The 12,315-nt window shown below is 44.5% G+C and carries 12 protein-coding genes; 3 read left to right on the top strand and 9 right to left on the bottom strand.

All coding sequences use genetic code 11. From position 1 onward, the window contains the following. Window positions 1-169: 169 nt before the first annotated feature. Entirely contained in the window at window positions 170-682 is a 513-nt protein-coding gene (locus DP120_RS09745) for a zinc metalloprotease (protein WP_112223481.1), read from the top strand. Window positions 683-751: 69 nt separating this feature from the next. On the opposite strand, the gene DP120_RS09740 is transcribed toward DP120_RS09745, so the two are convergent. The 3 genes from DP120_RS09740 to yiaA form a co-directional block, all read right to left on the bottom strand. After that, the gene (locus DP120_RS09740) at window positions 752-1,717 is read right to left on the bottom strand and encodes a DMT family transporter (protein WP_112223480.1); all 966 of its coding nucleotides are present in this window, start codon (window positions 1,715-1,717) and stop codon (window positions 752-754) included. A 55-nt stretch (window positions 1,718-1,772) separates the two neighbouring features. After that, on the bottom strand, window positions 1,773-2,357 hold the full coding sequence (locus tag DP120_RS09735) for a hypothetical protein (protein WP_112223479.1): 585 nt from the start codon (window positions 2,355-2,357) through the stop codon (window positions 1,773-1,775). A gap of 113 nt (window positions 2,358-2,470) precedes the next feature. Beyond that, window positions 2,471-2,929 carry an inner membrane protein YiaA gene (gene yiaA / locus DP120_RS09730; RefSeq protein ID WP_112223478.1) on the bottom strand — a complete coding sequence of 153 codons (459 nt, stop codon included), beginning with the start codon at window positions 2,927-2,929 and terminating at the stop codon, window positions 2,471-2,473. A 109-nt stretch (window positions 2,930-3,038) separates the two neighbouring features. Here yiaA and DP120_RS18270 point away from each other — a divergent pair, with 109 nt between their 5' ends. Next, entirely contained in the window at window positions 3,039-3,338 is a 300-nt protein-coding gene (locus DP120_RS18270) for a hypothetical protein (RefSeq protein ID WP_165843766.1), read from the top strand. A gap of 118 nt (window positions 3,339-3,456) precedes the next feature. Here the strand turns inward: DP120_RS18270 and DP120_RS09720 are convergent, their stop codons facing one another. From DP120_RS09720 to DP120_RS09695, 5 genes are all read right to left on the bottom strand, one after another. Further along, window positions 3,457-3,744 (bottom strand): hypothetical protein, encoded by a 288-nt coding sequence (locus DP120_RS09720; protein ID WP_112223476.1) that lies wholly within the window; start codon window positions 3,742-3,744, stop codon window positions 3,457-3,459. A gap of 380 nt (window positions 3,745-4,124) precedes the next feature. Further along, window positions 4,125-5,543 (bottom strand): D-xylose transporter XylE, encoded by a 1,419-nt coding sequence (gene xylE, locus DP120_RS09715; protein ID WP_112223475.1) that lies wholly within the window; start codon window positions 5,541-5,543, stop codon window positions 4,125-4,127. Between the two features lie 377 nt (window positions 5,544-5,920). Then, complete coding sequence (locus DP120_RS09710; RefSeq protein ID WP_112223474.1) at window positions 5,921-6,814, bottom strand: acetamidase/formamidase family protein; 894 nt, start codon at window positions 6,812-6,814, stop codon at window positions 5,921-5,923. Between the two features lie 457 nt (window positions 6,815-7,271). Continuing rightward, window positions 7,272-7,496, bottom strand: a complete 225-nt coding sequence (locus DP120_RS09700; RefSeq protein ID WP_112223472.1) for a hypothetical protein — start codon at window positions 7,494-7,496, stop codon at window positions 7,272-7,274. 383 nt (window positions 7,497-7,879) lie between these two features. After that, on the bottom strand, window positions 7,880-8,968 hold the full coding sequence (locus DP120_RS09695) for an acetamidase/formamidase family protein (RefSeq protein WP_112223471.1): 1,089 nt from the start codon (window positions 8,966-8,968) through the stop codon (window positions 7,880-7,882). Between the two features lie 436 nt (window positions 8,969-9,404). Between DP120_RS09695 and DP120_RS09690 the strand changes: the two genes are divergently transcribed. Beyond that, the gene (locus DP120_RS09690) at window positions 9,405-10,841 is read left to right on the top strand and encodes a carbon starvation CstA family protein (protein ID WP_112223470.1); all 1,437 of its coding nucleotides are present in this window, start codon (window positions 9,405-9,407) and stop codon (window positions 10,839-10,841) included. Between the two features lie 91 nt (window positions 10,842-10,932). Here DP120_RS09690 and DP120_RS09685 read toward each other — a convergent pair whose 3' ends face one another. Then, window positions 10,933-12,144 carry a DUF1572 domain-containing protein gene (locus tag DP120_RS09685; protein WP_112223469.1) on the bottom strand — a complete coding sequence of 404 codons (1,212 nt, stop codon included), beginning with the start codon at window positions 12,142-12,144 and terminating at the stop codon, window positions 10,933-10,935. Between the last annotated feature and the right edge of the window lie 171 nt (window positions 12,145-12,315).

The following is a 12,315-nucleotide window of genomic DNA, read 5'->3' as shown; positions in this document are numbered from 1 at the left end:
GTTTCTCACTTCTCTTCATGTTACCACTGACTTGGCAATACTGTTTCTAATTCTGGATAAAAATTACTTATAAAATCGGTAATTTCTATCCAAATTGAAACTTCCCCTGCCTTCCTCCCGTAATAAAGAAAAGGAATTTTTATACATAGTGAAATGGAGGTTGCATTTAATGTTTCTTTTAGAAGTAATTACAGTGCTGCTTATCCTTAACACAGCACTTTTCATTCATGAACTTGGGCATGCCATTCCACTGCTCTTGCGAAACAAGAAAGCAAAAGCCGAAATTTATTTAGGGGCGATTACTAAAGAGAATAAGCTGAAGCTTCGCCTTGGAAGACTGACATGTTATCTGGCCATCGCCTTTTCAGGTCGCTGCGTAATTGGGAACCCAGATGAGTTGCCGCCCGCCACGCATAAACAGAATCTCTTGTTTAGTGCCGGTGGACCGCTCGCTTCATTGATTGCTTTTATAGCACTCTTAAGCTGCTCATATTTTATTGCCGGCGTTCCGGGAATCATTCTAAACAGAATAGCATTCGTTAGTTTATCTGTATTCTTCTTTACGATAATTCCTATCACTTACCCTTCATTCATGCAGAATTTAGGCGGTCAAAAATCCGATGGGATATATATCTTAAACGATTTCAAAGAAATGAAAAAAGAAGCTAAAGCAGTTTCATAAAAAGCAAAAAGGACTTCCGAAAAAACGGAAGTCCTTTAATTCATCTAAAAGAGCAATCCAAAAAAAGAACTACACCGCCTGCTTAACAAGCTTCTCCGCTCTCACACTCGAAACATAACTATGCAAAATCATGCCCAGAATCACAATGACGATACCGAGCCAGGATATCGGCGACGGGAACAGGATGGACAGAAACAGCAGTTCACCCGCTAAGGCAAAGAGAACTTCCATTGACTGCGTTGCTTCCACTGCTGCAAGTTTCGACATGCTTCCCCTTACCATATCGGTCGCCATGAAGAATAGAACCGTGGCGATTACGCCTGAGAAAATGGCCACCAGCAATGACTGGAAAGCCTGGCTGCCGCTTGGCATTCCGACGGTGAAAATGCCGAACGCTGAAAGCAGGAACCATAAAGGCAGACTTGCGATTGTCATCCCCAGTACCCGTTGGTAAGCGTCCAGCCGCCCTTCGCACACTTCCATCATTTTGCGGTTTCCGAGCGGATAGGCAAATGAAGCGATGAGAATCGGTACAATTCCAAACAATATGTTTTCCAATGACAATTGCTTGGCGTGTTCCATTTGCATCAACGCCACGCCAAGCAGAATGATCAATGACATAAGCAGCCCTTTGACCGGAATCTTCCCTCTCACTTTCCGGGTGCCTCCCGGCGTATGTATGGTTGTAAAAAATAATGGAGCGAGTAAAGCGCCTGAAACAATCGTGATCTGCCATGTTCCGGCAATCAGCCAGCCAGGTGAATAGGCAGCGGCAAAACAGAGAGGCGCGTAGAACAAGCCGAATCCGACAAAGCTCCATAACAGCCATTTACCTGGCTGTTTTCTCATTTCACTGAATACAGGCCGCAGGTTTTTCCTCATGAGCACGATAGCTATTAAAAATGGGACCATGAAAAAATACCTGAGCGAGGCACTCCAGATCCAGCTGCCTCCGGTGGCTTCCATCGATGCATTGAGTACAAATGTAAAGGCGAAAAAGAATGCTGAAAAGACTCCGATTATGATTGGCCGCAAGTGACTCCCTCCCGTTCTCATCTGTATATTTCCTCGGTGACATATCTACCTTACTTTATTCCATTACCGAATTACCGCTGATTTTGAAGTCGAGTCCATCACGAGTAAAGGTGTAGCTCTCGCTTTTGCCCTCGCCGCCGACCACCAAATCGAATGCATGATACCTGCGTTTGAATTCCAGGACTTCCAATTCTTCGACTCCAGCGGGACGCGAATTAATGCCATATAACGACATCATGTAGGCCGACTCTTTTACAGCAATTTTTTCTGCCCTGGCACGCAATTCGTTTTCATCAAGATTCAGTTCTCCCAGTTCGAACATCTGCTCCACTTTCTCCAGTCCTGCCTCTTTCAGATATTTCTCCGAATAAAAATGGGAAGCAAACATTTGGTAGGCGAAGAACAAAGACATTAGCAGGATTGCAGCCGATTGGAGAGGAAATTCATACCGGCTTTTTGAGATAATACCATCCAGTTTAATTGCTGCCCAGATTGCTCCAATTATTGCTCCTATGAAAACGAGGGAACCCGTAATCGAATTTAAAAATAGAAAGCCCACTAAATAACTGTATTTCATAAACAGATAAAATACCGTACCAGCACCCATAAGGATAAATATCGTCCTAATTGAACTTCCCACCACCGTTCTCCCCCTTATATATAAAACAAAACGTCCGATACAAACCGGACGCTTCTGCTTTAATGCTATCGTTTGGAACCGTCGTCATGCAGTATCCTCTTATCGCAGCTTTTTTATTCCCCCATATCCTTCGCTTCTTCTGTATCCCGCACGTTCTTCTGCACAGTCACCACAGCGAACAAACTCAGCACAAACGAAATGCCGTAAAAGCCTTTCTCGCTCAGATCAATGCTGCCGGCGTTGAACAAGCCGATTGCCATAAGCGCAATCGCCGAAATCAGCGCGAACCAACTGATGCCGTAGTATAGGTTCGTGACTTTCATTCCTTCGTCGCGGTCCCGGACAGCTTTTTGCAGCGATACCGCAGAGTAAAGCCCGAGAATCAGCAATACGATGTAATAGCCTTTTTCGTTCAATTCCATCCCAGCGTTGTACAAACCGATCAAATATGACGATACGCCGATCAGCAACGCTCCCCAAGCCGCGCCTTTGAACGCGCCTGTCGGTTCACCCAGCCTGCGTTTCTCCGCCGGTTTCTTCGTGAACACATCTTCTTCTCTTTCCCCCAACATACATCCAGCCCCTGTCTTTTGATAATGCAAATCTTGCACCCCTGATTCAATCTAATAAAATTCATTATTACGATTATTCTACCATATGGATATGCCTTTAGAACGACTGATGAAAGGAAAATTTTTCAAAGCTGATGGCGGCAAATTGTCAACGTTTATCTCCTTACCTACCGGGAATACTAATAAAAATAGGAATGAAGGAGAGATTCAAATGAGCAATCACCAATCTTCCGAACAGGAAAAGAATATCGAAAAAATGAAAGAAATTGTGGACGAAAAAAAACAAGAGAGTTCGCAAGAACAGGATTTCAATCAAGAGGAACAAAAAAATCAGTCGATAAAAGACAATGAACATGTTCCAGACGAAAACAATATATTAATTGACACAAAAAATAACCGGATGCCTTAAGCTATAACTAAACCAAATCTAAACCAGCCAGCAAATCGCTCATGATTTGCTGGCTGGTTTTATTGTGTTGAAGCAATCAAAAAAAACGCAACTGCCAAGTCGGCAGATGCGATTTCTATTAGTTATTCCAGTTTTCATTCTCTTCGATTTCACGGTGGGTTTGTGGATAACCGATTGATACCCATTCAGCGCGGAATGCGGAATCCAGTTCGGAAAGGCCTTTTTCAGCAGGATCGACGTCTGCGTTCGGACTCTCCCGCAAGTCTGCGTCATCACTGTTTCGCATATCATGGTCTTCATATACCCAATACGTATTCTGGCGTTTATTGTACGTTTTAACCAACATAAACATGCTGACAGCAGTTGCCCCGGCATACAGAACTAATTGCAATGTATCTTTTCTCATAAAATCTCCTCCTAAGCGGCAAGTGGTATTTCGGTATTTCTATTGGTTTTCCCGTTTGGCGAAGATTTAACCTTGTCAAAAGGATGACAAGTGTTGCAAACAACCCAGAATACGGACGAATGCTTGGTGCACCAGCTTTTTTACTGTGTTTTTTTCTTTGCCGAATAAGCTTTTTGATAATCTTGGCAAATCAGTAATCCGGTTTTATCAAATGGGAAGCACATGTGAAAAACCTGCTCCCTCTTCAGTTGCTGATCGATTAAAAAAGAGTGATGTATTATTTAAATCATAGAAGAATTAACAAAGAAGTTCCTGATCGTGATGATCAGGAACCTCTTTTTTGTGTACTATCACTTGTTTTGGTTAGGCTTTGATACAGCTTATATAGCTTTTTCAACCACTTCGTTCTTCACGCCTTGTGATTTTTTCAAAAGAATTTCAAGCTCTTCCAGTGATTTACCTTTTGTCTCAGGGATGAACTTCCAGACAAACAGCCCTGAAAGGATGCTCATAATCCCATAGATTCCGTATGTCATCGCCCCGCTCACTTCCATCATCGCCGGATAAGTCGAAGAGACAAAATAGTTTGCGGCCCATTGGAATGCAACAGCTATCGCCAGTGCCTGTCCCCTGATTTTATTCGGGAAAATCTCAGACAGCAATACCCACACAACTGGGCCCCATGACATCATGAATGAAGCTGTGTAGATGATGATGAAGACCAAAGTCGCTATTCCGATTTGCTCGAATAACGCGAGGCCGGCAACACCGAACATCCCGATCGCCATTCCGATTGAACCGATGATCAATAACGGCTTGCGGCCCACTTTATCCACTGTCACAATCGCGATGATCGTGAAGATAACATTAACCAGACCCATGACAATCGTTTGGAATAAGGAAGCATCACGTGCGGCGCCCATGCTTTCAAATATTCTCGGGGCATAGTACAGTGCCACGTTAATGCCGACAAATTGCTGGAATACCGAAAGCAGAATTCCAATGAAGATGATGCCTTTCCCGTAAACAAACAATTTTTCCTTTTTATTGTCAAAAGAATTTTTTATTTCATATAAAGTCGCTTTTGCCATCGTCGCATCATAGGTTTTAAGCAAAATGCCCATCGCTTTGTCTTCTTTATGCTGGGAGACGAGATACCTCGGCGTTTCCGGAACGAACAGCAACAACAGGAAAAACAGGAAAGCCGGTATCGTTTCAGAAGCGAACATGTATCTCCAACCTATTTCGTTGAGCCATTCCATGGTTTCGCCTCTTGCAATGCCCCAGTTAACGAAATAAACCACGAGCATTCCGAAGATGATGGCAAATTGGTTTAAAGAAACAAGTCTTCCTCTCAAGTTCGGAGGCGCAATTTCCCCTATGTACATCGGAGCCACCGCAGAAGCGAGACCGACCCCGATTCCGCCGATAATCCGGTAAAAGTTGAACGTGGCCAGTAAAGCGATGGACGGCTCTCCTGGTGTGAAGAATAAGAACTCAGGATAAGCAGATCCGAGTGCAGAAATCAGGAATAAAAATGCAGCCACAATCAATGTATATTTCCGTCCAATTTTTGAAGAAAAATAACCTGACAGCAACCCGCCGATGATGCAGCCAATCAGCGCGCTCGAAACGGTTAGCCCATGGACGAACGAACTGAGTCCGAGACTTTCAGCAAAATATGTCTGCAGCGAACTTTCTGCACCAGAGATAACAGCTGTATCATAACCAAATAAAAGACCTCCCAATGTTGCTACTAAAGTAATTCCCACGATGTATAAAATCTTAGAGTTTTTCATCTGGCTATCGAGAGCAGTATATTTTTGCTCTCTCCTCCTCTCAATTTGTAAACGCTATCATATATTCTATCAATATCCATTAACTTAGTGCAATGAATAAACAAAGATTCCGCATTTTTTCTGTAATACTCTTATGGCTTTTATTTATATTACCTATCTATAAGACTGGCTAAAACGAGAAAAACACCCGCAATGCGAAAGCAACGGGGGTGCTGATGTATGGAATATAAATTGAATTGTACAGTCATAATCGGTTGGAATAGTTGCATCTTCCCTGATATACGATTTAAATCTAGTGATACAAATTGTAAATTCTTGTAAAAATTTTAGACTTACTTTTTTCCTTGGAAGTGATTTTCAGACCTTGATCAAAGGTGCTATTCCCATTGAGAAGACTCAGGAAGTAACGATTTAGGAACTGCTATTCTCACGGTAACAAGCGGATTGACAATCTGACTGAATTTCAGATCACAAACTGCACTCAATAGTCGGTAGCTGTCCTCAAACGATAAATCCAGCCAGCTCGCCAACTGGTTTGTTGTCTGAAGCAAGGCCGTATGGATGGCGTTTTCATAAGATTCGGCGGAAGCGATAAAGTAAAGGAACTTATCATCTTCAACGATCGGATTCCCAATGGTGAAAGGAACCTTCGTAAACCGCACCTGGATGACACCGCTTGTTTCAATGCCGGTTCCGCTCAACTCCCCATCGCCCATGGCTGCGTGCAGGTCGCCAAAAGCAGCTAAAGCCCCTTCGACAAAAATAGGCAAGTATAACTTATTGCCGGCTTTAATGTCTTTCGTGTCAAGGTTGCCGCCGTGAGTTCCTGGAGCCGCCGTTGAAACTTCTCCTTCTGCCGGCGCAACACCGGCCACCCCGATCATCGGCTGCAGGGGAATCTTGATCTTTTCATTGAACTCAACATGGTCTTCGTATACAGGCAGAATTTTTGTCGAAGAGCCCGAGACGGAATTGCCTAATGGTCCAAGACCCGGTGCGGCCATCATAATTCCGTAATTGCCCGTTTTAATGTCCAGCACTTCCACGCACATGGTATCTCCCTTTTGCATGCCGTTGATGTAGATTGGACCAGTAGCCGGGTTCAACCGGCTCCTGTCAAAATCTCCACGGAGAGTATCCACGGTTTTCACTTGGCCGTCATAACAGTCATTTGTTTCGATTTCCACGACTTCACCCAATTCAGCAAAATAAACGGGCTCGTGCTGACTCGAAAAAGAAGTGATTGTTCGGTTGCTCGAAAAATGCTTCATCATTTACCATCCTTTTTAACTACGATTCATAGGAAGTGATACAATTCCCAAACAATTTATACTCCTTAATGTAACTTAAAAGTCACAGCATGAAAAATTATTCATACAGACATGGTAGTAGTTAGAATATGAATTGCAGTGAATCGTCAAAAACGTTTAGAATTGTTTCTTTTCGAGGAAAGCGATTTCGACTGACCAAAATTTTTTCACCGGAATTGTGAATTCGTCCGACTAGAGCCAATATATTCTCGATGATTCCCTTGCGCCTCTATCATGAGAATGACCGATGTGTGGCCATTCCCGGTATTGGGACCTTGAAGCAGCAATAAATTTGGGAAGCGAGAAACGGCTGTGCCAAGATAAGCTTTAGGGCTACCTAACAGGCCCATCCCGAATAAAGAATAGGGCGATTTTTCTATAGAGTCACGGTTTTTCGGAATCAAAAAAAGTGGCATCATTAGCCACCCCTTCTGGAAGTATTGACAGGCTCAATATAATCTTTTATCTTCACTAGTTTAATGTCGTCTTTATTAAACAGATTCAGTTCTCCGAAAACATCCTCAAACTGGACAATCTGTTCCGATAATGCCATGGCCGCCACATTTTCCCTCGATTCCGCTTCTATCGTCCTTTCCACCGAGAGACCTTTTTCCAGGGTATATTGGATGACGAATTTTTTCATGTTTTTACCTCCCTAAAGTTCAATTTCTCGATATTTGTATATAATCCTTTAAAATCCTTCAGAATCATTCCCAGGTTACCGCCTGCCAGGGAGCGGCACAATTATATGGTAACTATAGTTTATTTTATACCTTACTGGGAAAAGAAGTGGTGAATTTCAAAACCAGGAGGAGACTATCGATGGACATGGAAAGAAGTTCTTCAACTGAAGGTTTTCAGTCGGTTACTTCCGTAAACAGCCATAATGGCATCGAAATGGGGGGATGATTTGTACAGCTATACCATCCAGATTGTGTACGTCATTTTCTTAAGAAGCCGCACCTTTCATTATCCGGTGCGGCTTCTCATTGTACTTTTCTGGGAGGGCACAATTATTTTTCAAGCTCAATCAGGTTTCGCATTCGAATCCGTATTGGGCATAATTACTTTTTTAGGGATGCTGATATGAATTCCTTTGTTTTGGTTGACGACTTGCGTGATATGGATATCCGCAGCCGTGCTGATGAGCGAGTAGCCGTCTTCCTTGCTGATGCCATAATAGGTTTCGAGAAACTTCAGCGTTTCGTGGGAACCGATTCTGACAGCTTCGTCCAAATCTTCATGGAACGCATGGATCATCCAGGCTTCCTCCGTTTCCAGAACCGGAAGAGAAAGCGACAAATCTTTCCGCAATGTTACTTTGATGAGGCAGTTGAGCGATGTTTCGACAGCGGTGCCGCTCAATTCGCCATTGCCCTGTGCCAGATGGGAATCACCAAGCGACAGCAAAGCGCCATCCGCGTGGACAGGATAATACATCGTCGCGCCTTCACCAATCTGCCAATTGTCCACATTGCCTCCATGAATATCCGGAGGAGTGGTATCAACTTTGCCGTTCCACGGAGGTGCCACGCCAATCGTTCCGACATGGAGCCTCGCTGGGATCTGCAAATTCCTGAGAGCTTCGACCCGTTTCACTTCATCAGGCTGATACACTTTGCCGGCTACATAATAATCCGAAGGATACTGATAAGCAAACTGGGCCGTCAGCCAATTTTTTTCTGCATCGAGTTTATAAATGGTGACCCTCTCTTCATTGTTGAAGTCATCAGCTAAATAACCCCACGGTGCCGCCAGATTGGAGCCATACGGCAGACGCGGTTCAAGCGCCAGAATCTGAACTTCAAGCACATCCCCCGGCTCCGCGCCTTTCACTCCAATCGGCCCCGTCAAAAGATGCGGACCGGGTTTGCGTTCATCTTCCGTAATCGTATCGTAAATTTTCTTTATCCCTTCATCCATCATCAATTCGGGTGCGTCTCCGGCATGATGAGTCACCGTCTCCACGTAAACAAGATCTCCTGAGTCGATGGTCAGTGCCGCCTGCATACTATTATCGAAATAACCCCAGTGCACCGTTTCCGGTGTGGCTTTCAAAGTGTGGAAATCCGCATCTTCCAGCTCTGCAAGACGTGAGTGCGGGATTCTTTTCATCAAATAACCTCCTTGATATTTTTAGAGATAAAACCCTCAATTCCAGTCATTAGTATTCACATTTCCGTTTACAGAGCAGGTTAAACGGATTCACGCGAATTAACCACCAAGCGCAAAATCGCTTATGCGGCAACCAGGATATTTTTGTCTTCCTTACTTTTCTTTAGACGTTTCTGGCCAGTAAAAACCTCTGTAAGTTATATCTTGAAATAATAAAGTACAAAGCTGTTGCGAATTACTTCAGAAAATAGCAGTGTTTAAAATCACGCTTAACCAAAGAATACGCTTACATTATCTGCTCAATACAAAATTTTTATTTTCGCTGAAAATAAATAAAAAGAAAATTTAATTTTTTCGAAATATTATATTCCATTTTTCAAAATTGGTGGTATTATGTGTATACGATATATCGCATAACCGAAAGAGGAGGAATATTATGATTACATTTTTCGCTGCACTTGCTCTATTGATTTTGGGGTACGTCTTTTATTCGAAGTTCATCGAAAAGGTATTTGGAGTCGATGATCAAACGCCAACTCCCGCTTATGCGCAAGGAGACAATGTCGATTTTGTCCCGATGAGCTGGTGGAAAGGCAATTTGATCCAATTGCTGAACATCGCTGGACTTGGCCCGATCTACGGAGCTGTAGCAGGCGCATTGTATGGCCCTGTGGCATTTATCTGGATCGTTGTCGGCTGCATTTTTGCAGGAGCTGTCCACGATTACTTTTCCGGCATGATGTCAATGCGGCACGGCGGCGCCCAGTTCCCTTCCCTGGTCGGCCGTTATCTAGGCAAGCATGCAAAAGCTTTTATCAACGGAATTTCCTTAGTGTTGATGTTGTTGGTGGCTGCCGCATTCACGGCAGGGCCGGCGCAATTGATTGCCCAAATCACACCAGTCAGTTTCATGGTGGCTTTAGTCCTTATTTTCGGTTATTTCATTGTGGCAACAATTTTACCGATCAACCAGCTTATCGGACGTATCTATCCGTTATTGGGCGCCATTCTATTGTTCATGGCGATTGCGGTGGCAGTAGCGTTGGTATTCTCCGGCAAACCGATGCCCAACCTGACGTTCAGCAATCTGCATCCAGGTGATTTACCGATCTGGCCGTTGCTGATGGTCACTATTTCTTGCGGAGCGATTTCAGGTTTTCATTGTACGCAAAGCCCGATTATTGCCCGCACAATGAAAAAGGAAACGGATGGCCGCAAAATCTTCTATGGCGCAATGGTAATCGAAGGTGTCATCGCTTTGATCTGGGCGGCTGCCGGCATGACATTCTTCAGCGGCACGGATGGCCTCGGTGCAGCACTTGCAGCTGGCGGGCCTTCTGGCGTCGTCAACGAAATCTCAATTACGCTGCTTGGCACAATGGGCGGCATTCTGGCGATCTTCGGCGTTATCATCCTGCCAATCACGACTGGTGATACGGCACTTCGTTCATCACGGATGATTTTAGGCGAACTTGTATCGAAGTTTTACAAGACGGATGGGAAACTGAAAATCCTGTTGATCACCATCCCATTGGCTATCCCGACTTTCTTCATGGCCACAATCGATTATACATTCCTATGGCGCTACGTCGGCTGGACCAACCAGGTGGTCGCCACGTTCATGCTTTGGACAGCGACGATGTACCTGTTGAAAAACTATAAATTCCATTGGATCAGCGGCGTGCCGGCAGTCTTCATGACAGGCGTCGTTTCCATGTACATCTTCTATGCACCTGAAGGCTTGAACATGGAATACCATATTGCCGCAATCATCGGCTCAGTCATCACGCTGGCGGTAGTCCTGTGGTATGCAGCACAGATCATCAGACATCGCCCTTCGAAAGAAGTGGATTCTGAGTATGAAGCAGTTTAATAAAAACACACCCTGTAATCAGGGTGTGAAGTGATGACTTCGGCAATTTTGCCGGGGTCATCTTTTTGTGTTCTTTTCCGGTATAGTCGGGTTATTTCGGCACATACGCGTACACTTTCTCATCATCCGCAAGTTCCACCAGCATCTCCGAAGGAACCTCTTGAGATGCTGGCTTTTGCTGACTGATTCTCAGCGGAGCGACTTCTTTCAAGCTTTCCAGGTTTCTGTATTTCAGCGCCTTCACACCGAAATTCAATTTCACTCTGTAGTTTTCTTCGATTTTCTCGACTTTGTTTTCAATGACTCCGACAATGTGATTGTTTTCGGCAATCACATCGTTCAGCGTATCTGACTTCGCTGCCGTGTCCTCGTAATTCCGGACGGTCGTCAGGTAAGGCCCGTAACATTCCTCAATGAACTTGATGTTCAGCAGCACCAGCTCCTGTTTGCTGTTGAAGGCATCGATCAGCTTCTTGTAATCCTTGATGACGGCGGCCTCTCCCCATTTGCGGATCGTTTCATGCTCCTTCAAACGGTCGATGCTTTCGCCGATGCCTTTCAAATCTTTATTCAACACCTTCAAATCCTGCAGCGCGGCCGTATAGAAATCTTCAATCTTCTGATCCTCCACGCCGCCGAGCATGATCCCATTGGTCCGGAAGCGGCCAATGATTTCGCTGAAATAAATAAAACGCGATTCGGTCCTTCCGAAAAAGTCGTTGTCACGGTGCTGAATGATCGTATCCAATTTCTCGCCCATATTCTTCAACGAACTTTGGATTTCCATCAATTGCTGCTGGCCGACCACAGCCGTCAGCAAATTCGCACTCGCCTGCACCACGAGTGCCGGATTGATATGCTTCACGAGCACCGCCTGTTTATAGATGCCTGCCGCGCCTTCTTTCTTCACCGCCGGCAGATATCCCTTGCCGTCTGCTTTTTCAATCAGCGTCATGCTTTTATCTTTCAATCCCTTTACCACTTCCGGGCTGAACTCCACCTTATACGTTTTGCGGTCACGGATGACCATCGCACCCGCCGACAACGTTTTCAGGATATCGGATTTCAGAACGGCCGGGACTTCGATTTTCCGGTACCCGCTTTTCATGCTCTCTTCGTTTTCCACTTCCGACACATGCGGCATAAATTCAGCGTATGGATCCGGTTCGTTATCGACGGTTTCAGCTTCGTTAACCTGTTCATCAGCTTTGGGCACAGACTTTCTACTATTGAAATAAACCAGCAGGCCAACTCCCGCAATCAATAAAATCGCTGCTATCAAAAGTATAATTTCTAAAGTCATAATCTCATCTCTTTCTTGAAGTTGCTTTGAGTGCAGTAACACGTTAATTTACCATACCCTTTTATTCTAATTAAAAGCGAAAATATGTGAGCCCGACCGGAATTCCGGTCGGGCTCACATATTTGGTGACGTAAAATTTTATCGTCGATTTTTGTGGTTTTATCGTCGATT

This window comes from Planococcus halotolerans (assembly GCF_003289955.1).
GTDB classification, from domain to species: domain Bacteria; phylum Bacillota; class Bacilli; order Bacillales_A; family Planococcaceae; genus Planococcus; species Planococcus halotolerans.
Note: the sequence above shows the minus strand (reverse complement) of the source record. Positions and strands in the feature narration are given on the sequence as shown.